25 protein-coding genes are annotated in these 20432 nt (G+C 67.0%); 12 read left to right on the top strand and 13 right to left on the bottom strand.

Annotated elements, in window-relative coordinates:
* Positions 1 to 132: 132 nt before the first annotated feature.
* Positions 133 to 1365: a COG1470 family protein gene (locus YM304_RS18950; RefSeq protein ID WP_015443342.1), complete on the bottom strand. Its 1233-nt coding sequence runs from the start codon at positions 1363 to 1365 to the stop codon at positions 133 to 135.
* A gap of 78 nt (positions 1366 to 1443) precedes the next feature.
* Between YM304_RS18950 and hemB the strand changes: the two genes are divergently transcribed.
* The 3 genes from hemB (at position 1444) to YM304_RS18935 (ending at position 4594) form a co-directional block, all read left to right on the top strand.
* Positions 1444 to 2451, top strand: coding sequence for a porphobilinogen synthase (gene hemB / locus YM304_RS18945; protein ID WP_015443341.1), 1008 nt, complete (start codon positions 1444 to 1446; stop codon positions 2449 to 2451).
* 12 nt (positions 2452 to 2463) lie between these two features.
* The gene (locus YM304_RS18940; RefSeq protein WP_015443340.1) at positions 2464 to 3804 is read left to right on the top strand and encodes a glutamate-1-semialdehyde 2,1-aminomutase; all 1341 of its coding nucleotides are present in this window, start codon (positions 2464 to 2466) and stop codon (positions 3802 to 3804) included.
* Between the two features lie 118 nt (positions 3805 to 3922).
* Entirely contained in the window at positions 3923 to 4594 is a 672-nt protein-coding gene (locus YM304_RS18935) for a hypothetical protein (RefSeq protein ID WP_015443339.1), read from the top strand.
* Positions 4595 to 4644: 50 nt separating this feature from the next.
* Here YM304_RS18935 and YM304_RS18930 read toward each other — a convergent pair whose 3' ends face one another.
* From YM304_RS18930 to YM304_RS18915, 4 genes are read right to left on the bottom strand one after another with little or no spacing between them, the layout of a single operon-like run.
* Positions 4645 to 5685 (bottom strand): NAD(P)/FAD-dependent oxidoreductase, encoded by a 1041-nt coding sequence (locus YM304_RS18930; protein ID WP_015443338.1) that lies wholly within the window; start codon positions 5683 to 5685, stop codon positions 4645 to 4647.
* 15 nt (positions 5686 to 5700) lie between these two features.
* Positions 5701 to 6558, bottom strand: a complete 858-nt coding sequence (locus YM304_RS18925) for an alpha/beta fold hydrolase (RefSeq protein ID WP_015443337.1) — start codon at positions 6556 to 6558, stop codon at positions 5701 to 5703.
* Complete coding sequence (locus tag YM304_RS18920) at positions 6558 to 7424, bottom strand: hypothetical protein (protein ID WP_162142117.1); 867 nt, start codon at positions 7422 to 7424, stop codon at positions 6558 to 6560. The genes YM304_RS18925 and YM304_RS18920 overlap by 1 nt, the downstream gene beginning before the upstream one ends.
* Positions 7421 to 8377, bottom strand: coding sequence for an NAD-dependent epimerase/dehydratase family protein (locus tag YM304_RS18915; RefSeq protein WP_015443335.1), 957 nt, complete (start codon positions 8375 to 8377; stop codon positions 7421 to 7423). The genes YM304_RS18920 and YM304_RS18915 overlap by 4 nt, the downstream gene beginning before the upstream one ends.
* Positions 8378 to 8390: 13 nt before the next feature.
* Between YM304_RS18915 and YM304_RS18910 the strand changes: the two genes are divergently transcribed.
* The 3 genes from YM304_RS18910 to YM304_RS23145 all read left to right on the top strand — a co-directional run bounded on the left by YM304_RS18910 (position 8391) and on the right by YM304_RS23145 (position 10741).
* Entirely contained in the window at positions 8391 to 9080 is a 690-nt protein-coding gene (locus tag YM304_RS18910; RefSeq protein ID WP_015443334.1) for a M23 family metallopeptidase, read from the top strand.
* Positions 9081 to 9305: 225 nt separating this feature from the next.
* Positions 9306 to 9962, top strand: a complete 657-nt coding sequence (locus tag YM304_RS18905; RefSeq protein ID WP_162142116.1) for a M23 family metallopeptidase — start codon at positions 9306 to 9308, stop codon at positions 9960 to 9962.
* Between the two features lie 89 nt (positions 9963 to 10051).
* Complete coding sequence (locus YM304_RS23145; RefSeq protein ID WP_015443332.1) at positions 10052 to 10741, top strand: M23 family metallopeptidase; 690 nt, start codon at positions 10052 to 10054, stop codon at positions 10739 to 10741.
* A 215-nt stretch (positions 10742 to 10956) separates the two neighbouring features.
* Here YM304_RS23145 and YM304_RS18895 read toward each other — a convergent pair whose 3' ends face one another.
* The 7 genes from YM304_RS18895 to YM304_RS23140 all read right to left on the bottom strand — a co-directional run bounded on the left by YM304_RS18895 (position 10957) and on the right by YM304_RS23140 (position 15016).
* On the bottom strand, positions 10957 to 11826 hold the full coding sequence (locus YM304_RS18895) for a phospholipid scramblase-related protein (RefSeq protein ID WP_015443331.1): 870 nt from the start codon (positions 11824 to 11826) through the stop codon (positions 10957 to 10959).
* 69 nt (positions 11827 to 11895) lie between these two features.
* Positions 11896 to 12399, bottom strand: a complete 504-nt coding sequence (locus YM304_RS18890; protein WP_015443330.1) for a protein-tyrosine phosphatase family protein — start codon at positions 12397 to 12399, stop codon at positions 11896 to 11898.
* Between the two features lie 69 nt (positions 12400 to 12468).
* Positions 12469 to 13350, bottom strand: coding sequence for a tRNA lysidine(34) synthetase TilS (gene tilS / locus YM304_RS18885; RefSeq protein ID WP_015443329.1), 882 nt, complete (start codon positions 13348 to 13350; stop codon positions 12469 to 12471).
* Positions 13351 to 13366: 16 nt separating this feature from the next.
* On the bottom strand, positions 13367 to 13519 hold the full coding sequence (locus YM304_RS24910; RefSeq protein ID WP_015443328.1) for a hypothetical protein: 153 nt from the start codon (positions 13517 to 13519) through the stop codon (positions 13367 to 13369).
* 49 nt (positions 13520 to 13568) lie between these two features.
* The gene (rsrA, locus tag YM304_RS18880) at positions 13569 to 13835 is read right to left on the bottom strand and encodes a mycothiol system anti-sigma-R factor (RefSeq protein WP_015443327.1); all 267 of its coding nucleotides are present in this window, start codon (positions 13833 to 13835) and stop codon (positions 13569 to 13571) included.
* A gap of 2 nt (positions 13836 to 13837) precedes the next feature.
* Positions 13838 to 14470, bottom strand: coding sequence for a sigma-70 family RNA polymerase sigma factor (locus YM304_RS18875; RefSeq protein WP_015443326.1), 633 nt, complete (start codon positions 14468 to 14470; stop codon positions 13838 to 13840).
* Positions 14471 to 14494: 24 nt separating this feature from the next.
* The gene (locus YM304_RS23140; RefSeq protein WP_162142115.1) at positions 14495 to 15016 is read right to left on the bottom strand and encodes a MarR family winged helix-turn-helix transcriptional regulator; all 522 of its coding nucleotides are present in this window, start codon (positions 15014 to 15016) and stop codon (positions 14495 to 14497) included.
* A 147-nt stretch (positions 15017 to 15163) separates the two neighbouring features.
* On the opposite strand from YM304_RS23140, the gene YM304_RS18860 reads away from it, so the two are divergent.
* Complete coding sequence (locus tag YM304_RS18860) at positions 15164 to 16345, top strand: phospholipase D-like domain-containing protein (RefSeq protein WP_015443324.1); 1182 nt, start codon at positions 15164 to 15166, stop codon at positions 16343 to 16345.
* A gap of 29 nt (positions 16346 to 16374) precedes the next feature.
* Here YM304_RS18860 and YM304_RS18855 read toward each other — a convergent pair whose 3' ends face one another.
* On the bottom strand, positions 16375 to 17709 hold the full coding sequence (locus tag YM304_RS18855) for a DUF2254 domain-containing protein (protein ID WP_162142114.1): 1335 nt from the start codon (positions 17707 to 17709) through the stop codon (positions 16375 to 16377).
* A 220-nt stretch (positions 17710 to 17929) separates the two neighbouring features.
* On the opposite strand from YM304_RS18855, the gene YM304_RS18850 reads away from it, so the two are divergent.
* The 5 genes from YM304_RS18850 to YM304_RS18830 all read left to right on the top strand — a co-directional run bounded on the left by YM304_RS18850 (position 17930) and on the right by YM304_RS18830 (position 20429).
* Positions 17930 to 18313 carry an ATP-binding protein gene (locus YM304_RS18850; RefSeq protein WP_015443322.1) on the top strand — a complete coding sequence of 128 codons (384 nt, stop codon included), beginning with the start codon at positions 17930 to 17932 and terminating at the stop codon, positions 18311 to 18313.
* A 10-nt stretch (positions 18314 to 18323) separates the two neighbouring features.
* On the top strand, positions 18324 to 19076 hold the full coding sequence (locus tag YM304_RS18845) for a SigB/SigF/SigG family RNA polymerase sigma factor (protein ID WP_015443321.1): 753 nt from the start codon (positions 18324 to 18326) through the stop codon (positions 19074 to 19076).
* A gap of 122 nt (positions 19077 to 19198) precedes the next feature.
* Complete coding sequence (locus YM304_RS18840; RefSeq protein ID WP_015443320.1) at positions 19199 to 19519, top strand: STAS domain-containing protein; 321 nt, start codon at positions 19199 to 19201, stop codon at positions 19517 to 19519.
* A 53-nt stretch (positions 19520 to 19572) separates the two neighbouring features.
* Entirely contained in the window at positions 19573 to 19962 is a 390-nt protein-coding gene (locus tag YM304_RS18835; protein WP_051071507.1) for an ATP-binding protein, read from the top strand.
* Between the two features lie 95 nt (positions 19963 to 20057).
* Positions 20058 to 20429, top strand: coding sequence for a hypothetical protein (locus YM304_RS18830; RefSeq protein ID WP_154723551.1), 372 nt, complete (start codon positions 20058 to 20060; stop codon positions 20427 to 20429).
* Positions 20430 to 20432 lie beyond the last annotated feature (3 nt).

Here is a 20432-nt window from a genome sequence, read left to right as displayed (position 1 = left end):
TTGCCCAGGCTCGATGTGGTCGCGTGGGGGTGATTTTTGCCCAGGCTCGTTGTGTTCGCGTGGGGGTGTTTTTTGCCCAGGCTCGATGTGTGCGCGGGTGACTCTGGCCCGGGCGTCGTCAGCCGGAGGGGGTCAGACTTCGTCGATCTCGATCAGACGGCCGCCGAGGTTGACCGCGTTGGCACAGCTGCCGACGGCCGGATCGCCGATGGTTCCGCAGCGCACGCTGAACGTGACGTTGTCACCCGGCTCGAGACGCTTCGGTGTGATCGTCGGCTCGAAGAACGACCCACGGATGTTGCCGAGGTTCCACACGAAGAGTTCTTCACCGTTGACCGACAGCGTGGCGCTGCCCCCGTCGTTGTTCGCGTTCTCGATGCGAATGTCGGTGATGTCGAAGAGCTGACCGTCGGGCACGGTGAACGAATCGTCGGCCGTCACGTCTTGCCCCGGCTCGACCGTGAGTCGGAAGAGGTCGGGCTCGCCCTCGTCGGTGTCGAACGGGTTCTGGGTCGGCACCGTCGACGGGACGACCACCGCAGTGCTGCCCGCATCCTGTGCCTCTTCGACCAGCCCCTCGAAGCGAGCGAGCTGTTCGTCGACGCGCTGATCGGCGGCGTCGCGGATCTCGGGGCGAACGACGCCGAACCATGCGAGGGCTGCGGCACCCACGAGCAGCGCCACCGCGGCGACTCGGCCGAGCAACGCGCCGGGAATCGTCGGCGGCTGCACCAGCGACAGGGCGGTGGAAGCGGGCGTGTGGCCCGGCTGCTCGGCTTCGACCTCGAAATCGAGCGTGCGCGTCGAGCGCCGGAACACGCCACGCTTGGCCTTCGACTTGAGCCGCACGAGGCTGGCGCCACCCGGAGCGACGCCGACCGCCGGCGGATCGAACGTGCCGTCGACACGATCGGTCGCGTCGATCAGTCGCAGACGGCAGCTCGCCAGTCCGTTGCCGTGGTTCTCGACCATGAACTCGTAGTTGGCTCGATGCCGCGCCCGGAGCACCGGTTGGAGCGCGACGATGCGTCGATCGTCGAACGGCTGCACGTCGAGCGTGGTCTCGGCGACGACGGTGTCGTCGGGTTCGTTGGTCGGGATGACGCGGACGCCGACGACGGTGGGCCCCGCCGTGGTCGACGGGAGCATCGGCGGGCCGATCTCGATGTCGATGACGTCTTGCGAACCGGCGAACAGCGTGAGGTTGCCGCGCTCGACGGTGACCCAGTTGGCGGTGAGGCCGCTCGGGACGATCGTGTAGCTCTCGGTCGACTCGCCGAGGTTGTGCACCGACAGTTTGAGCACGATCGACGAACCGGGTTCGATCGCTACCTCATCATTGGAAAACCACGCCTGCAACGCCACGGATGCGACGTTAACCCCGGAAGTGCCGATGGTCTGGGCAATCGGTCACACCATCTGCCGCCCAATAGGCTGGATCGAGTGACGGGACCAGAGATCGGACGCATCGACACTCCAACGGCTCGGCCCCGCCGTCTGCGGCGCTCCGCTGCCATGCGTGATCTGGTGTCGGAGGTGCACGTCCGCGTCGACGACCTCATCGCGCCGCTCTTCGTGCGCGAGGGCATCGACGAACCCGTACCGATCGAGTCGCTGCCCGGCGTCGTGCAGCACACGCTCGAGTCGCTGCGCTCCGAGGTGTCGGAGCTCGTCGACCTCGGCGTCAAGTCGGTCATCCTCTTCGGCATACCTGCCGAGAAGGACGAGGTCGGCAGCCAGGCGTACCACCCCGACGGCATCGTCCAGCAGGCGCTCGCGGCGCTGCTCGCCGACCACGGCGACCGGTTGGTGCTCATGGCCGACCTGTGCGTCGACGAGTACACGAGTCACGGCCATTGCGGCATCGTCGACGCACGTGGCGACGTCGACAACGACGCGACGCTCGAGCTCTACGCGAAGGCGGCGGTCGCGCAGGCCACCGCCGGCGCCCATGTCGTCGCACCGAGCGGGATGATGGACGGGCAGGTCGCCGTGATCCGGGCGGCCCTCGACGATGCCGGTTTCCCCGATGTGGCGATCCTCGCCTACTCGGCCAAGTACGCGAGCGCCCTCTACGGACCCTTCCGCGACGCTGTCGACGTGTCGATCGCCGACGGCGGTGACCGCAAGGGCTACCAGCAAGACCACCGCAACGTGCGCGAAGCGATCCGAGAGATCGACCTCGACGTCGCCGAAGGTGCCGACATGGTGATGGTCAAGCCGGCGCTCGCGTACCTCGACGTCATTCGTGACGTCGCCCAACACGTCGATGTTCCGGTCGCGGCGTACCACGTGAGCGGTGAGTACGCCATGATCCACGCGGCGGGCGAACGTGGCTGGATCGACGCCGACGCCGTCGCCTTCGAACACCTCACGTCGATCAAGCGTGCCGGTGCCAACATCATCCTCACGTACTTCACCCGCTGGTTCGCCGAGCAGGCACAGCGCTAGACCGGAGCCCTCATGATCCCCTTCTGCGATCCCACCACCTGTCCCGACGCGGGCTGCAACCCCGTCACCTGCGTCGGCGCCGGCGTCCCGTCGAACACGACGCTCTTCGACCGGTCGAAGGAAGCGATCCCCGGTGGCGTCAACTCCTCGATCCGCGCGTTCAAGGCCGTCGGTGGTGAGCCGTACGTCGTCGCTCGGGCGTCGGGCGCCACGATCACCGATGTCGAAGGAACCACCTACCTCGATCTCGTGCAGAGCTACGGCGCCGTCATCCTCGGACACGCGCATCCGGCCGTCACCGCCGCCATCACCGACGCCGTAGGCGCCGGCACCTCGTACGGCGCGCCGACGCCGCGCGAGATGAAGCTGGCGGAGGAGATCTCGTCGCGCATGCCGAGCTGCGAGCGGGTCCGACTGATGAACTCGGGCACCGAGGCGACGAGCACCGCGATTCGTCTGGCGCGAGGCGTCACCGGACGAGACCGGATCGTCACGTTCGCCGGCAACTTCCACGGTGCCACCGACGCGTTGCTCGTCGCCGGTGGCAGCGGGGTGGCCACGCTCGGTCTGCCCGGCACCGCGGGTGTCCCCAACGCCTCGGTCGCCGAGACGATGGTCGTGCCGTACAACGTCGTGCCGCAACTCGACGACAAGGTCGCCGCGGTGATCGTCGAACCGGTCGCCGCGAACATGGGCGTCGTCGCTCCCGTCGCGGGGTTCCTCGAAGGGCTGCGCGCCGAATGCGATCGAGTCGGGGCGCTCCTGATCTTCGACGAGGTCATCACCGGTTTCCGGCTCGCTCCGGGTGGTGCCCAGGCGAAGTACGACATCCGCGCCGACATCACCTGCTTCGGCAAGGTGATCGGTGGCGGTCTCCCCATCGGCGCGGTCGGCGGACGCCGAGACATCATGGAGCATCTGTCGCCCCTCGGCCCGGTGTTCCACGCGGGCACGCTGTCGGGCAACCCGCTGGCCACCGCAGCCGGCCTGGCCGCGCTCGACACGCTCACCCCCGACGTCTACATCGAGCTGCTGGCGCGTGTTCGACACCTGTCGTCGAAGATGCGCGACGCCTGCGCCTCGGCGGGGTTCGAGGCGAGCTTCCCGGTCGTCGGCACGCTGTTCGGCATCGTCTGCGGCGATGCTGCCTCCGACGCGGTCACGAACTTCGACGAGGCCAAACGCACCGACGAGGCGGCGTACAGCCGGTTCTTCCAGGCGATGCTGGCCGAAGGCGTCGCGTTGGCACCGGGCGCGTACGAGGCGATGTTCGTCGGCCTCGGCCACACCGACGAGGTGATCGATCGCATCGCGGAGGCGACCTTCCGCGCCGCCACGACCGCCGCCGCCTGATCGTCATCTGCCGCCACCTGCTGCCCGTCTCATCGGCGGGTCGGTCGCGCCCTCACCCGGGTGGCCGACCCCATTCGATGACGCGTCGACGGCACCCCGGCTCGTTAGCGTGTGGCACGTGCGACCACTGCTGAGCATCCGCTTCGTCGCCGCCGTGGCAGCGCTGGCTCTGTTGGCGCTCGCGGTCAACTCCGTGTTCTCCGACGACGACGAGCTGATCGAAGCGGTCGTCGACGTCACCACGCCACCCGAACGTCGCATCGACCTGATCGAGCTCGTCGAGTCGTTCGAGCGCTCGCCCGACTTCGAGATCGGTGCCAACGGCCAGACGATCGGCTTCCTCGACATGGTGATCGACGAGCAACGAGCGTTGCGAGTCGTTCCGGGAACGCCCGGCGTCATCGAGTGCGCCAACCTCAGAAACACTCGTCGGTGTGTCGTGCTCGCCGACATGCTCGGCGACGCCGTCGTGTGGTTCGCCGTGCTCCCGCGCGGTCCGCGTGACACCGTGATCCTTCCGCCGATCATCGATCTCAACGACGGCTACGCCGTGTTCGAGAACGGCTGGGAGATTCCGTACCCACCGGTGATCGAACGCAACTGCGACGAGTCGCTCGACATCCGTAACTTCAGTGACTTCCTGCGGCGGTTCGGTCCGAACAGCACGTCGACGGTCGATCTCGACACCCGACAGGTCACCGAGGTCACGTGTGGCGAAGAAGTCGTGGCCACGACGACGACAGCGCCCGCCGACGACGCGACGAGCCAATCGGTGTCAGACACCGAATGACGCATCGAGTCGCGAGTCATCCGGTGTCTGACACCGGATGATGCGACGGGTCAGGCGAGGAGGGAGTGGGCGGCGGCGAGCCCGCTGTTGTGCGCGCCTTCGACCCGCGGTCCGGCGAACGCGTCACCGGCCACCACCACGGTGCCGTCGGCGGTCGTCCAACACGGGTCGGGCCACACGGTGCGAGGCGTCGCGAAGCGCCAGGTCTTGAGCTGTCGCTCGATGATCTGAGCGTCGCCGAGCCACGGCCGGGCGGCTGCTTCGAGCGCCGCGAGTGTGGTGTCGGCGTCGTCGTCCCAGTGCGCCTCGCTCCACTCGGCGTTGGCGTGGAACGTGACCGCGGGCGAGGAGCTGATTCCCTTGGCCTGGTTGTCGCCGATGAAGCTGAACACGTCGTCGCCGTCCTGGACGCCACCCGGCTCGGGGATCGCGGTCGGCCCGTCGACCGTTGCCAGCAGCGCGATCGTTCGGTCGTACTGGGTTCGAAACAGCGTCTGGTCGAGGTCGATGCCGAGCCGGGCGACGATGGCGTCGTGCGCGGCGTCGGTCGCCTCATCGCCGCTCTTCCACACCCCGACGTCGGCGAGCAGCGCGAAGGTCTGCGCCAGCGGACAGGTGAAGATCACGGCGTCGGTGGGCAGGGTCGACCCGTCGTCGATCACCACCTCCCAACGATGCTGCGGGGAGTCGCCCGGCGACGGTCGGAGTCCGAACGCGAGTGTCGAGGTCATGATCGTGGCTCCCGCGCGTTCGGCCGAAGCGGCCAGATCCTTCGCCAGCGAGTTCATGCCGGCGGTGCCGACGTAGCGCGGGTGCCCGTCGTCGGCATCGAATCCGTGGTTCCAGACGGCGACGAGCCCACGGTCGACCCAGTCGTCGACGCGTCGCCGGAACGCCGGGCTGCGCACGGTGAAGAACTGGGCGCCGTGGTCGAGGCGAGCATCGGCGAGACGACGTGTGGCGAGGCGCCCGCCGACCGATCGGCCCTTGTCGAGGACGGTGACGTCGACGCCGGCATCGGCAAGTTCGGTCGCCGCGACAAGACCCGAGAGCCCGGCACCGACGACCACCACCTTCAGTTGCGCGCCCATGGCGTGCAGTTTCGCTCAGCCTGCGTCGGCGAGTGAACACGTGCCGGCGATTTGCCGCTTGGTCCAGGCTCGCTCGGCACGACCGAGGAACTCGAGCAACACGCGGTTGAACGTGGTGGCGTGCTCGAACATGAAACCGTGCGCCGCGCCGCTGATGACGACGAGCTCGGCGGTCGGAATGCGTTCGGCCAACTCCTCGCTGTCGCCACGCGGGGTCAAGATGTCTTGGTTGCCGGCGAGCACCATCACGGGCACGTCGATGTTCTCGATCTCGTCGGCCATCGACTGGTCGACGTTGAGGATCGCGTCGACCTGCCCGGCGAAGGCGTGCGCCGGACGCCCGAGCGACAGCGGACCGAGCCAGCCGATCGCCGGAAGCAGCCGTCGGAACGACCGCGGACCGATCACGAACCGTGCGGCCTCGCGGCTCATGGTGCCCATGCCATGAGCGAGTGCGTTGTCACGCCACTCGGTGAGCATCTCTTCGCGCCACGGATGATTGGCCCCGGCGGTGCAGGCGAGCGTGAGCGATCGCGTCCGCTCGGGGTACTTCACGCCGATGATCTGCGTGATCGCTCCGCCCATCGACGCGCCCACCACGTGTGCCGACTCGATGCCGGCATGGTCGAGGACGGCGATCGCGTCGTCGGCCATCTGTTCGAGCGAGTACGCACCGTGCGGTTTGTCGCTTCGGCCGGCTCCCCGGTTGTCGAGCGCGATCGCGTTGTACCACGGAGCGGTGGCGAGACGTTGCAGGATCCACCCGGACTTGCCGGCGCCGAGGCCTTGGATGAACAGCACCGGCGGAGCGCCGGGTCGGCCCGTGACCTGATAGTGGATTCGTGTGCCGTCGCTGCTGCGAACGTAGGTCATCAGTGTGCGCCGATTCCGCTGCCGGGCAGCCAGTCGAGGGGAGTGCCGGTGTTGATGTCGCCCATCTCGAGGAGCAATCCGGCGATGTCGTGTCGGAGGCGATCGGCGAGTTCGAGTTCGGCGAGCGGACCGCGGCGACCCTTCGGCGAGCGGGTCGGCGTGCCGATCTCGACTCGTGCGTGGCGTCCGAACGGGTTGGAGGACGTGGCGGTCGGGAACACCCGCGTGCCGGTGGCGAGCGCGGCACCGACGATGGTGTGGTCGATGGCCCCGACGCGTCGGCTTCCCGACGAATGGTCGGCGCCGAGCACGACGAGTTCGTCGGCGCGGAGCGCGCCGGCCACCTCGTCGGGATGATCGAGCAGGCCGCCGAGTCGACGGCCGAGCGCTCCGAGGAGGTCGTCGTCGGGTCGGCCGACGTAGCGGACTGGGCGGTCGAGTGCTTCGCTGATCGCGAACGCCGTGAAGATCGGAGTGAGGGTGAAGCGCGGAGCGTTGACCACGATCAGCGCACCCTTGCGTTTGGGGAGTCGCTGGTCGCCACCGGTCGAGACGTCCCACCGGAGTTGCGCGAGCAGCATGATGCGGCGGACGAGGGCGGGGTCGCGACCCCAGTCGTCGGTCAGGTCGGTGCCCTCTTCGGTGAGTCGGCGTGTGGCGGCGCGCACACCAGCGGTCGCAGCATCGGTGATCGACCCGACGGCCGCCCCGATCTGCTCGGTCAGGAGGCCTCCGGTACGGGTGACCGTGCGGCCGAGTGTGCGTCCGGCGGTGTTGCGAACCGAGTCGCTGACGCTGCGCAACGAGCGGTCGACCCCGCCGGGCACACCGAGCGGGATGACGTTGGCCAGGCTGTCGTTCATCATGCGATCTGCCTTCTCGCCGGCGTGCGGACGATGCTCGGCCATCGGTAGAGATCGTCGATGACCTCGGGTGTGGTCTGCTGCGGCGTGAAGCCGAGCAGTTCGTGCATCCGGCCGTTGTCGGCCAGGCGACCGCGTGTGAGTGTTTCGGCGACGTGGTCGGGAATCGGAGCGCCCGACAGGTGACTCACCCGCTGGGCGATGCCCCACTGGCCGGGGAGGAGCGGCAGCGGGATCCGCCGACTGCGACGCGCGGCCTGGACTGCGGTGATCGCTCCGTTCGCCACGACGTTGACGGGCTCGCTCAGTTGCTCGCGAGCAGCGGCGACGATGGCTCGAGCCGCGTCGGTCTGGCGGACCACGGCGAACGCGGGGTCGGCCGGGAACGCGAACGGCACGGTCGGCAGGCGCAGCACTCGGCCCAGTGGCGACGGAACGTGCGGACCGATGACCGACGCGAGCCGAACGGCACCGACCGAGACGCCGACACGCGTGCCGACGCTCGCCGCCGTGCGCTCGATGTCGGCCACCGTGTGTCCCCATTCGGACGTCGGGTTGATCGGGGTGAACTCGTCGGGCCGGGTGAGCGAGTTGCGGGCTCGGCCGTAGATCTCGATGCCGCTCCGGATGACGATGCTCTCGAGCGACGGGCACTCGGCTGCGGCACCCAGGATCGACGTGGCCGCCCGGTCGGTGAGGTCGGCCGCCGACTGCGGGTTGGCCCGGGCGTCGGGCTCCCACACGCCCACGTGGACGAGCACGTGCGGGTCGAAATCGAGGACCGTGCTGACGATGCGGTCGTGCTCGTCGGGGTGAATACGGTGATATGCCGTACGCTTCAGACGTCGCCTCGGCGGGTCGGCGTCGATACCGGCGAGCGCACCCACCCACGGTTCGTCTTCGAGCATGCCGGCGACCTGGATACCGAGTTCGCCACCGACCCCGCTGACAAACACCCTTCGACCCGCCATGAACGCCAACGATACTCCCAGCCGTCGTCAATTTCTGAGAGGCCTCGCCGGAGCGACCGGGCTCGTCGGTGCCGCCGGTGCGGCGTCACTGCTCGGCAATCGCCGTCTCGTGGCCGCCGATCCGCTCTCGTTCGTCGGCGACGCGGCCGGTGCGACCCAGCCGGCGGTGCGACTCGATCTGGTCCCGCCGTCGACCGTGCCGATCGGGTTGGGTGAGCTCACCATGCCGGCCGCGAACCTCGACGGCGGTCTGATCTGCCTCAACAACTTCAACGGACGCAGCACCGCCAACGGAGCCTGCAATCACCGTGGCGTCGACATCGGCGAGAACGGGCCGTTCACCGTCGACCGTCCACTCGTCGCCTGTACCGACGGCGTGATCGAGCGTGACGAGGTGTACGTCTCGTCGGGCGGCAACATGCGCATTCTGTACGGCGACGACGGGCGCTGGTACCGCTATCACCACCTGTCGTCGTACGAGGAGGGTGTGGAGCCGGGCGACCGGGTCGTGCGCGGCCAGACCATCGGCTACATGGGCAAGACGGGCAACACACAGTGGACGCACCTGCACTTCGAAGTGTGGGCCGTGAGCCCGATCCCGCGTGACGGAACGGCGCTCGATCCGGTGCCGCTGATCGAGTTCCCACCCGACGTCGTCATGAAGGAACCGACCGCCTGCGAGCTCTGACGAGCGCAATGGTCGGTCGTCGCCGGTGCGACAAGATCCGGTAAATGTTACGAACTGATGACGAAACGGGTCATCAATCGTTCTAGGGTTCATCAAGTCGTCGGCAGATCGTGCCGATGACCACTTCGTGCCTCCGTCGGAGGAGGCGTCACGAGCACCATGATGAACGAACCGGCACCCGACTTCACCCCTCGAACGGCACCCGTGGATCAACGGGAGACGCAGATGTCGCGCCGCAGACTCCTCGGCGGCGCCGGCACAGCGCTCGGTGTGGGAGCCTTCGCGCTCCTCCTCGATTCGGCTCGCGCTCAGCCCCGCATGGCGGAGTTCGACATCGCCGGCGAGGCGCTCGAACCAGCCGTCCGGATCCCTCCGCCCACCACGACCACGACGACCACGACGCTGCCGCCGACGCCGAGCGGCCAGATCATGTTTCCCATCGTCGTCGGCCCCGACGACTTCTGTTGGGTATCCGACAGCTTCGGTGACTGTCGAGGCGTCGCCTGCAGTCGACTGCACGAGGGTGTCGACATCATGGCCGACCTCGGCCTTCCCATCCGGGCTCCGGTCTCGGGTCGCCTCACCAAGCGCTACGTCGACTACGGCGCATCGTCGGGCGCCGGCAACGGTTGGACCCTCGTGAACGACGACGGGTCGATCACCTACAAGTTCTTCCACATGGACCGCCACGAAGAGGGCCTCGAGGTCGACGACGAGGTCGAGGCCGGGCAGATCATCGGCTACGTCGGCAACACCGGCACGTCGGGTGTGTCGAGCGGGACCAATCACCACCTGCACTTCGAGTATCGGCCCGACAACGACGCGACCGACTCGTTCGATTACCTGGAGCGTGACCCCAACGTCTCCTTCGAAGGCGAATGACAACGGTGGTGTTACGGTTCCGTGACGAAACTCCGCCGTTCGCGTCATAGAATCCCTCGAGAGCCTCGCTCGACGACGCGAACCGAACCATGAGTCACCAGATCCACGACCCGAACTGCGCCTGCATGGCGGCCGACGACGAGCCGGCGCGCCCCGCCGGGCGCCTGTCGCGCCGGTCGCTGTTTTCCGCCGCAGCCGTCGGTGCCGGAGCGTTGGCGCTGTCTCGTCTCGGTTCCGTCTCGGCGCTCGGGCCGGCTGGACTCGACGAGCCCGGCGCAGCGCTGCTTCCAGCCCAGCGACTCACGCCGCCCACCACGCTCCCGAACACGTACCCGTTCGAACCGCCGGCGGTCGACGAGATCCTGTTCCCGATCGTTGTCGGTGAAGGCGACACGTGCGGTGTGCTGAACAACTTCGGTGACACGCGTGGGCGCCCCTACCCGTACTACCACCAGGCGTGCGACATCATGGCCGACGAGGGGCTCCCGCTCCGGGCGGTCGTCGATGGCGAGTTGACCAAGCGGTACGAGGGCGGCTTCTACGGCTGGACGCTGTACGACGAGGTCACCGACATCGTCTACAAGTACTTCCACAACACGCCCGACGCCAACGGCTTCGTGGTCGGCGATCGCGTCAAGCAGGGCGACATCATCGGCTTCGTCGGCGACACGGGGACGTCACCCGGCAACTTCCACCTGCACTTCGAGTACCGGCCCGGCAACATCCCTGCCGATCCGTACGACCTGTTCCAGCGCGCCGAACACGTCCAGTTCTGGTGACCCCCACCCGCTGACGCCCATCACCGGGCCACCAGAGGGTGATTTCTGCCCAGGCAAATTGTCGTCGCGTGAGGGTGATTTCTGCCCAGGCCAAATGTGGTCGCGTGAGGGTGATTTCTGCCCAGGCCAAATGTGGTCGCGTGAGGGTGATTTCTGCCCAGGCCAAATGTGGTCGCGTGGGGGTGATTTCTGCCCAGGCCAGAAATGGTCGCGGGTCAGCCGAGGCCGCGGCTGTCTTGTTTGAGGGCGGTGTCGACGCTGAGGGCCGACGCGACGATCAAGGAGTTGAGCGGCTCGGGCATGCGCTGAGCGATCTGCACGACGTAGTTGTCGGCCGTGGTGAACATCGTCTTGGCGAGGCCCTCCCAGGTCTTGGTGATCCGGGCGATCTCGTTGCCGGCAGCGTCCTCGATGCGGAAGTTCCACGCTCGCCAGTTCTCGCCCTTGATGGCTCCCAGCGTCTGACCGTTCGCCTCGAGGCTGAAGTTGATCTTGCCGATCATGTTCTGCTGGACGATGCGTCCGAGTTCGTTGCCCGCACCGTCGGCCACCACCACGGTCGACTTGATGACCTTGCGGGGGCGGGTGATGTTGAGCAGCACCTGTCCGCTCGCGTCGGTCACCTGGAGTTGATGCGTCATGAACTGGTCGAAGCTCGACACCAGGCGAGCGACCTTCTTCACCTTCGACTGACCCACCTGATTGACCTGCGCGATCTGGCGACCGTCTTGATCGAAGACGCTGTACTGGTTGTTCAGCTCGATGATCTTGGCCTTCTGGTTGACCACCAGGATCGGCTCGGTGAAGATCGTGCCCCCGCCACCTTCGGCGCGACCGGTCATGCCCACACCCTTGCGGCCCGTGCCGTGCAGTTGCTGCTGGATGGTCTCGGTCTTGCCTTCGTTGCCGACGGTGAGCGCACCGTCGACTCGATCGAGACCGTCGGCGGGTGCGGGCGCGGCCATCACCGGGTCGGTGCCGGTCACACCGTTGTCGGACACGTGGTCGGTCCAGGCGTTGCCGTCCCAGTAGCGCAACTCGTGGCGCTTGTTCGGATCGGGGTACCAGTTCGCAGGATGAGCCATGCGCGCACGTTAGTGGCGCGCTGCTCACGCGATCGAGAACTGTTCAGCCGTCGAACGGCGTGACGCGGATCAGATCTCTTTGGCGCGCATGATGATCTCACGCGCGAACGGGTCGAGCTGTCGGCCTGCGATCCGCTCGGTCACCTGGATCGCCTGCGTCGGGTCGTCGACCAGGCCGGCCCACCGGATGTAACCGCCCATCACGCCGATGATGCGATCGCCGAGCTCTTCGGAGTGGACCAGCAGCTTGGTGCCGTGGTTGAGCAGTTCGCGAATCTCGGTGTACAGCGCCTTGAGATACGGATCGGGATGCTCGGTGTTGAACGGGCGATGGCGGTACGGCAGCTGCAGTTCGTCGTAGTTGTGCAGGTTGTGCGGTGCCGCGATGATCGAGATGACGCAGCCGAATCCGTTCTCGCGGAGCCAGATGATCTCTTCCTGGCGCCGCACTCGCCGGTGACTGTCGCCGACACCGCCAGGCCGTTCACAGATCGCCAGCTTGTCTTTGAGAATCCACGTGAAGTTGCGTGGGGTGATGCCGAGCGCCCACTTGCCGCGAAGACGTGGTGCCATCAGCGGGCTCCGATTCTGGATGTGAGGGCGATCGAGGGCGATTCCATGACGGGTTGCAAGAGTAGTGCCTCAAACGGGATTCTGAAAAAGCGACAGGCGTTGTCCGGAACGGCTGATCCGGCGACGGCCGCTGATCTCGCAGGCTTCGGCATCACCGCGGGCGACGTCGAGCACTCGATCGATCTCGGCGACGGTGGGCGGGTACCCGTCGAGGCTCAGCCAGGCACGCAACGAGCGGCGGGCGAGGGGCAGCGGCGCCGCCGCCAACGCCCGGGCGTCGGCCGGATCGAGCGCCGCCGCCAGCTCGTCGAGCAGATCGTCGTCGTCACGCAGCAGCGACGCCGTACGGCTCAGGATCGGGGCCAGGTCGCGTTCGGCGAGTCGGTCGAGCAGCGGCAGCACGTCGTGACGCACGCGGTTGCGTCGGAAACGCGGATCGCTGTTGGTGGGGTCGATCGCCGGTTCGAGTGCGAGCGCGTCGCACACGGCAACGGTGTCGGCGCGACGCAAGGCGAGCAGCGGATGCGTGGGGCCCGGTCGCATCGCCGCGAGTCCGCGTGCCCCGCTCCCACGGATCAGTGCGAGCAACAGCGTCTCGGCTTGGTCGTCGGCGGTGTGGCCGGTGAGGGCATCGGGGCCGAGCACCCGCTGTCGTGCTCGGCGGGCTCGATCCTCGAGGTTCGAGCCGTCGTCGAGGTCGACGTGTTCGGAGCGGAACTCGACGTCGAGCGCACCGGCGATGCGGCGGGCGGTGGCGGCGTCGGCGTCGGCCGAGTCGCGGAGCCCGTGATGGACGTGGACCGCGGTGACGTCGAGGCCGACGTGAGCGGCGAGCGCGACGAGGGCGGAGGAGTCAGGCCCGCCTGACAGCGCGCAGACGACGGGCGTGCCCGGATCGGGAAAGGTGCACCTCTCGACGAGGCGGTCGAGCAGCACGCGGGCGCTGCTCATCGATCGACTCGACGGGTCAGAGATCGTTCTGGCGACGACGCTTGCCACCCGGGTGGCGCTGCGACGTGACCATCTTCATGTAGCCGGCGATCAGGCTCAACGAAGCGAGCACGGCCACGCCTGTGAGGGCGACGCCAATCCACCAGTGCCAGATCTCCGCTGCAAGCATGATCGAGAGGTTACTGGCCCGAACGCCCGGCTCCCATTCCGAACTTCGGTCAGCCGATCTTGCCGTCGCCGTCGAAATCGGTGTTGAAACACTTCTCGATGCGTGACAACAGGTCGGCAGGCATCTCGTCGTTGAGGCACTTCTGGTGGATCACCTGTTTGAGTTCGGCGTGGAAGTCGAACGCACTCAAGCAGTCGGGACACGCATCGAGATGATGACTGATCGTCGTGCGGGCTTCGGGCGACAGTTCGTCGTCCAAGAACACGTCGAGTTCTTTCAGCGTCGCCGAGCAGTCGGGCTCGTCACATGCATCCATGGTCATTTCTCCGTCGCCGCCACCGCGGCGTTGCTGTCGGTCGTGTCGTTTCCTTCCGCCGAGGCGGCGATCGCCGAGCGGGCGATCCCGTTCTCGACGGCATAGTCGTACAACGCCTTCTGCATGGCTTTTCTTCCCCGGTGGAGCCGCGACATGACCGTTCCGATCGGGATGTCGAGCATCTCGGCGATCTCCTTGTACGCAAAACCTTCGACGTCGGCGAGGATCACCGGCATGCGGAAGTTCTCGGGCAGGTCTTCGAGCGCTCGCTTGACCTCGTCGTCGGGCAGCATCTCCATCAGGGATTCTTCGGCCGAGCGCCCGATCGTCGGGTCTTCGAACGTGCCCATCCGCTTGTACAGGTAGAGGTCTTCGACGTCGCCGAGATCGGTCTCGTCGAACCGACGCTGCTTGGCCCGGTACTTGTTGATGTAGGTGTTGGTGAGGATGCGGAACAGCCACGCTCGGAGGTTGGTGCCCTCCTGGAACGTGTGGAAACTGCGGAATCCCTTGAGGTACGCCTCTTGTACGAGGTCTTCGGCGTCGGCCTTGTTCCGGGTCATGCGCATCGCCGCCGAGAAGAGCTGCGGTGCGTACTGCATGGCCTGGTCGGCGAAGTCGGCTTGATCTGCCATCGGTGCGGAACCTATCGCGGTCGTTCAGTCGGTGTTCGACGAGGCGCGGTCGAGTCGTTCGCACACGCTGTCGAGGGCGGTGACGAAGCGTTCGAGCAGCCCGGCCAGGTCGGCGCGCTCCTCGGGATCGAACTCGTCGAGGATGAGGCTCATCGCGTACGTGCGGCGCGACGCCACGTCGGCGTGGCGAGCGCGGCCGTCACGGGTGATGCGCACCATGACGATGCGCCCGTCTTCGGGGGACGTGAACCGCTCGGCCAGCCCGTCGGACACGAGGCGTTGCACCGCTCGAGTGGCCGACGACGGGTCGATACGGAGTCGGTCGGCGAGTCCGCGCATGGTGCGTTCGCGGCGAGCGAGCAGATCGAGTGCATCCATCTGGCCTTGCTCGAGCGGGTCGTGATCGCCGTACACGTACTCGCGGAGGCTCGAGGTCCAGGCGCCGCGACGGAGTTCGGTCCAGGCGCGTCCGATGCGTACGCCGTTGCCGGCGTCGATGGGATCGGTCACGTCGACCGGCGCGCTGTGAGTGGTCTCCTCGGTCATCATGAACTCGTTTGCAGACTCAACGTTATCGCTCGGTGGCGGAGGCCCGCGCCGCCGCCCTCCACGGGCACCGGACCAAGGCGACGGATCTGCGACCGTGCGGAGCACGTCGGTGCATTGACGGCGAAACGCGGAGAGACTGGCACGATGAACACTCCCGACGACGCGGTCACGTCGCGTTGGACCGATCGCCTCCATGGATTGATCGGCACTCCGCCCACCACCGGCAACCGCGTCACGGTGCTCAAGAACGGCGACGAGATCTTCCCGGCGATGCTCGACGCGATCCGCTCGGCGGAGCACACCGTCGACTTCGTCACCTTCGTGTACTGGCAGGGTGAGATCGCCGTCGAGTTCGCCGATGCGCTGTCGGAGGCGGCCGAGCGCGGTTGCAAGGTACGCGTGCTCCTCGACGCGCTCGGCGCCCGGAAGATCTCCGATGGCATCGTCGACGAGATGCGCGAGGCCGGCTGCGACGTCCGCTGGTTCCGCCCCCTGTTCGACGGCGCGGTTCCCAAACTGTCGGAAGCGAACCGGCGAACCCATCGCAAGATCCTCGTGTGTGACGGCGCGGTCGGCTTCTGCGGTGGCGTGGGAATCGCCGAGGAGTGGACGGGTGACGCCCGCAACGAGCACGAGTGGCGCGACACCCACCTCGAGGTCCGGGGTCCCGCAGTGGCCGGACTCCTCACGGCGTTTCTCGACAACTGGGCCGACCAGTACGACGACGGTTTCGACCCGCGCAACGAGATCGAGATCGACTTCAGCGAAGCGGGCGAGACGACCTGTTTCGTCGTGCGCGGATCGGCCGAGACCGGCGCGAGCGATGTGTGGCGGCTGCTGATGACGCTCGTGTCGCTCGCCGAGAAGGATCTCCGCATCGCCACGGCGTACTTCAACCCCGACGAGCACATGATGCGCGAGCTCGAGGCAGCGGTCGGGCGTGGCGTCGTCGTGACCCTGCTCGTGCCGGGCGATCACGCCGACAAGCGCTTCATCCAGATCGCCGGTGAGCAGTCGTACCAACGGCTGCTCGATGCGGGCATCGACATTCGTGCCTACGAGGTCTCGATGATGCACGCGAAGGTCATCACGGTCGACGGCATCGTCGCCACGGTCGGCTCGACCAACTTCAACCAGCGTTCGATGCAGCACGACGAGGAAGCCAACGTGGTCATCGTCGACCCCGAGGTCGTGTCGATCCTGAACGAACACCTCGACGAAGACATCGAGAACTCGACCGAGCTCGACCCCTCACGCTGGGCCGATCGGAGCATCCCCCAGAAGGTGGCCGAGAAGGTGTCGACGGTCGTCGAACGCTGGCTCTGAACACATGTTGGCCCCTGGCCTGCGATACGTCAGCCGAGTGCGATGAGCCCGTCGAACTCGTCGTGTTCGGCCTGGCTCCAGAGGCTTCGGTCGGCGGTGTCGTCGACGGCGCGGATCATCTGATCGATCGGATCGGTCGGGCCGGGAAGCGCTCGGCGCTCCGACTCGGAACGGAGCATGCGGAGCTCTCGAACGAGGCTGGTCATCACGTGCGGGTCGGCGGCGCCGTATCGCCGGATGGGGTCGAACGCACGGCGCAGGTGCTCGGCATGGGCGACGCGGTGGCGGATGAGCGTGCGATCGCGATCGACGCGTTCGGACGGAGCTTCGTCCTGCGACCAGATCGACAGCATGACGTTGCCGATCTGCACGATGATGTCGGACGCGGTGCTCGGATCGTTGACGCCGGGCGACAGCGCCCGAACCGCGATGTCGGTGAGCTGCACGAGTCCGAACGAGATGTCTTGCTGCATCGTGCGCGAGTCACCCGTGGCGAACGCCTCGAGCAATTGGGCGCACAGCTCGTCGTCGGGTGGCGGGTCGACCCAGATCAGCGGCGCCGACTTGGGCACGAACGCGCCGAGCGGGGCGTGGACGTAGCCGGTGCTCCCTGCGGGTAGCGCGTCGAGGATCGCGTCTTCGTCGATCTGTTGGATCCATCCGGCATGGGACGCCTCGACGGCGCCGGCCGTGTCGGGGATGTCGCCGATCGCGTCGGACTCCACGCCGAGCGCCGGTGTCGACCCGGGACGTTGGCCGGCGTCGAGTTCGTCACGAGCCTCGACCACCGCGATGGTCTCGTTGGCGATGCGGCGTGACACCGAGCCGATGCGCACGCTGTGCGTGACGTGATCGACGGAACGGACCACGCCGAACAGCGCCACCACGCCGAGCGCGAGCGCCACGAGCACCGAGATGTGCGGAGTGATGTCGGTCGAATCGGTTCCTTCACCGAAGGTTCGGGCAGCGCGCAGGGCGAGGAGGCTGAAGACGGTGGTGCCCAACGCGAGCCCGACGGTGTGCTGCATGAGCCGGTTGCCGAGCCAGTCGCGCAGGGTGCGGGGCGAGAACTGGGCGCTCGCGAGCTGGATCGTGATGAGCATCATCGACAGCAGCAACGTGATCGACGTGATGAGCCCGCCGGCGAGTGCGCCGAGGACCGCTCGTGAGCTGTCGACCGTCGTGGTGAGGATGACCGGGAGGGTGTCGTCGCCGATCTGACGGTCGATGAAGAGCGTGCTCTGCACGACGACGATCGATCCGATCACGTAGAGGCCCGGAACGAACGACAGGCTGTGGCGGAGTCCGTCGAGGAACTGGCGAGCTCGAACGAGCCCCACCCGATCGGTGAGCCAGTTCTTCAACGATGTGGATGATGACGACACTCGACGATGCCCTTCTCGGACCGGGTTCGACCGGATTGCGGTGCACCGTACTCGCGGGTCGCGCAGCGCTGGGATGCATCGTGCCAGCGTTCGGGCGACTCCGCCACTCGTGCGCGCGGTCGGGCGTACGGAGCGTGAACGGGTCGGCTGTCGCGGGATTGGTCAGCATCGGACAGTCGAGATCAGTACGGTGAGGGCCATGAGTGAGTCAACTTCTGCCGACGAGGCCATCGATCTCGTCGTGCCGCTCAGCGCGGCGTATGCCTCGACGGTGCGCCTCGTGGTCGCAGCCGTCGGTGCCGATCTCGAGTTCTCGGTCGACGAGCTCGACGATCTTCGCCTCGGGGTGAGTGAAGTCTTCAACCTCTTGGGCGACGGAGTCGCCGACGGCACGCGTTGCTCGACGCGTTTCGTCGTGCGCGACGGTGGCGTCGAGATCTCGATGTCGCGAGACGTGGGAGCCGAGTCGATCGAGCTCGACGGGCTCGCCTCGACGATCCTCGGATCGGTCGTCGACGAATTCATGGTGTCGGACGGGAGTGTCATCTTGCGGAAGCGGGCACTCGAGGCTCAGCGTTCGTAGCACTCCTCCCATGTCCGAAGATCTCGAAGACCTCGGGCTGTTTCGTGAGTACGCGGCCACGCGGTCTCGCTCGACTCGCAACGAGTTGGTTCAGCGACACATGGGTCTCGCCACCCACGTCGCGGCACGGTATGCACGAACAGCGCGCCATGACGAAGACCTGCGTCAGGTGGCGATGGTCGGTCTCATCAAAGCGGTCGACCGGTTCGACCCCGAGTACGGAGCGGCGTTCTCGCTGTACGCCGGCCGAACCATCGAAGGCGAGTTGAAGCGCCACTTCCGCGACAAGACGTGGACGGTCAAGGTGCCGCGGAGTGCCAAGGAACTGCACCTCCTGGTGCGCAACGCGACGACCGAACTCGAACAGCGTGACGGTCGATCGCCCAGCGTCGGCCGACTCGCCGAGTACCTCGAGATCGATCGCGACGACGTCGTGCGCGGGCTCGAAGCCACGGCCGCAGCCCGTGTCGACACGATCGACGTCGTCGGCACCGGCGGTGACGACGCGCCGGCAACCGATCGGCAGATGGCGCTCGCCACCGACGATCGCTCGTTCGCCGACCGCGAGAACGACATGGTGGTCGCTGAACTGCTCGAGCGACTGCCCGAACGCGAGCAGGAGATCGTTCGTTTGCGTTTCTACGAGAACATGTCGCAGACCGAGATCGCCGATCGAGTGGGTGTGTCGCAGATGCAGGTCAGCCGGCTGCTCCGTCAATCGTTCGAGCGGATGCGCTCGTGGATGACCGAGCGGTCCGCATAGCCGTATCGGGTGATGAACGACGTGGGTTTCCCGCACCTGGCCCCGACGACGTCGATGCCTGATTTGCGGTGCTCGCTGCCCATCCGAGCATGGTGGCGTCTCGGAGAGATAGTCTCGACGCCATGAGTGATCCTCAAACTCGGCTCGATGTCGTCGACGATGCCAACGGTGGTGTCACGGTGACCGGCGACATCGACGCGCACAGCGCTCCGAGCCTCGCTGAGCGGCTCGACCAGTTCGAGGGAGACGGCGATCGCCGGGTCAACCTGGCGAACGTCGAGTTCATGGATTCGTCTGGTCTGCGGGTACTGATCGACTCGCACCAGAAGGCCACCGAGGCGGGGTCACGTCTGGTGCTGGTCAATCCTGGCAAGGCGGTGGCTCGCATCATCGAGGTCAGCGGTCTGTCCGATCATCTCAACGTCGAGCACGACGACGCGTAGCGAGACCGACGTCGAGGAGCTGAACGGTGCGCAACAGATCACAGGTCGGTCACGTGGACAACGCTGGTTTCGTCGTTCGCGTGCCGACGCAAGAATCGGAGTTGCGCTCGATCCGAGCACAGGTGCGCGCCTTCGTCAGCACGCACGACGGAAGTGACGACGTCGCCGACGACATCGAACTCGCGGTGAGCGAGTTGGCGACCAACGTCATGCAGCACTCGGCGGCCGACGCCGTCACCGTTGCGATGGAGCGCCTCGACGGCCGCTGGCTCGTCGACGTGTACGACGCCGACGAGATCCCGCCGCTCGACGAGGTCTCGGCTCCGCCCACCGACTCGATCACGGGTCGCGGTCTCTTCATCGTGCAAGCGGTGATGGACGACGTGTCGATTCTGCACGTCGACGAACGCACGATCATCCGCTGCATCAAACACGACGCTTGACGCTTCCGCGTCGCACCGACGGCCGTGCGCCGACGGCGAAGTCATCGAGCCGCGTTGACGTCGTGTTCCCGCTGCTCCATGATGGTCGTCTGATCATGACGAACCTCCCGAGCGCCTCCTCCCTGACCGATGCCGTCCTCCCTGGCGACCTGTCTGCTTCCGATGCCGCGTCAGCGGTGACCGACGTGGCCGTCGAGGCCAAGCGGCGAGGAGCGGGCCTGGCCCGCCGCACACTGAAGCTCGGCACACGTGGTGGCTCGATCGGAGCGCGCGCCACCTACGTCGGTGCGCTAGCCACGGCCCGAGGCATCGGCCGCGGCACGGCAGGCACCGTCAGGGTGGCTCGGCGGCATCCGAAGCTGAGCGCCGGTCTCGTTGCGGCGATCCTCGCGCTGATCGCGGCGTACGCGGTGTCTCGCCGCTCGGCCGCCTCGACCGCGGACGAGCATCTCTCGACGGTCGGCTGACCG

Source organism: Ilumatobacter coccineus YM16-304, assembly GCF_000348785.1.
Taxonomy (GTDB): domain Bacteria; phylum Actinomycetota; class Acidimicrobiia; order Acidimicrobiales; family Ilumatobacteraceae; genus Ilumatobacter_A; species Ilumatobacter_A coccineus.
Note: the sequence above shows the minus strand (reverse complement) of the source record. Positions and strands in the feature narration are given on the sequence as shown.

Coding starts and splice junctions, on each gene's coding strand:
- YM304_RS18925 (WP_015443337.1), bottom strand. CDS start 6,558: ATGACCTACGTTCGCAGCAGCGACGGCACACGAATCCACTATCAGGTC.
- tilS (WP_015443329.1), bottom strand. CDS start 13,350: ATGAGCAGCGCCCGCGTGCTGCTCGACCGCCTCGTCGAGAGGTGCACC.
- YM304_RS18895 (WP_015443331.1), bottom strand. CDS start 11,826: ATGGCTCATCCTGCGAACTGGTACCCCGATCCGAACAAGCGCCACGAG.
- YM304_RS18850 (WP_015443322.1), top strand. CDS start 17,930: ATGAGTGAGTCAACTTCTGCCGACGAGGCCATCGATCTCGTCGTGCCG.
- YM304_RS24910 (WP_015443328.1), bottom strand. CDS start 13,519: ATGCTTGCAGCGGAGATCTGGCACTGGTGGATTGGCGTCGCCCTCACA.
- YM304_RS23140 (WP_162142115.1), bottom strand. CDS start 15,016: ATGACCGAGGAGACCACTCACAGCGCGCCGGTCGACGTGACCGATCCC.
- YM304_RS18910 (WP_015443334.1), top strand. CDS start 8,391: ATGAACGCCAACGATACTCCCAGCCGTCGTCAATTTCTGAGAGGCCTC.
- YM304_RS18940 (WP_015443340.1), top strand. CDS start 2,464: ATGATCCCCTTCTGCGATCCCACCACCTGTCCCGACGCGGGCTGCAAC.
- YM304_RS18830 (WP_154723551.1), top strand. CDS start 20,058: ATGACGAACCTCCCGAGCGCCTCCTCCCTGACCGATGCCGTCCTCCCT.
- YM304_RS23145 (WP_015443332.1), top strand. CDS start 10,052: ATGAGTCACCAGATCCACGACCCGAACTGCGCCTGCATGGCGGCCGAC.
- YM304_RS18920 (WP_162142117.1), bottom strand. CDS start 7,424: ATGATGAACGACAGCCTGGCCAACGTCATCCCGCTCGGTGTGCCCGGC.
- YM304_RS18905 (WP_162142116.1), top strand. CDS start 9,306: ATGTCGCGCCGCAGACTCCTCGGCGGCGCCGGCACAGCGCTCGGTGTG.
- YM304_RS18860 (WP_015443324.1), top strand. CDS start 15,164: ATGAACACTCCCGACGACGCGGTCACGTCGCGTTGGACCGATCGCCTC.
- rsrA (WP_015443327.1), bottom strand. CDS start 13,835: ATGGATGCATGTGACGAGCCCGACTGCTCGGCGACGCTGAAAGAACTC.
- YM304_RS18875 (WP_015443326.1), bottom strand. CDS start 14,470: ATGGCAGATCAAGCCGACTTCGCCGACCAGGCCATGCAGTACGCACCG.
- YM304_RS18845 (WP_015443321.1), top strand. CDS start 18,324: ATGTCCGAAGATCTCGAAGACCTCGGGCTGTTTCGTGAGTACGCGGCC.
- YM304_RS18840 (WP_015443320.1), top strand. CDS start 19,199: ATGAGTGATCCTCAAACTCGGCTCGATGTCGTCGACGATGCCAACGGT.
- YM304_RS18890 (WP_015443330.1), bottom strand. CDS start 12,399: ATGGCACCACGTCTTCGCGGCAAGTGGGCGCTCGGCATCACCCCACGC.
- YM304_RS18930 (WP_015443338.1), bottom strand. CDS start 5,685: ATGGGCGCGCAACTGAAGGTGGTGGTCGTCGGTGCCGGGCTCTCGGGT.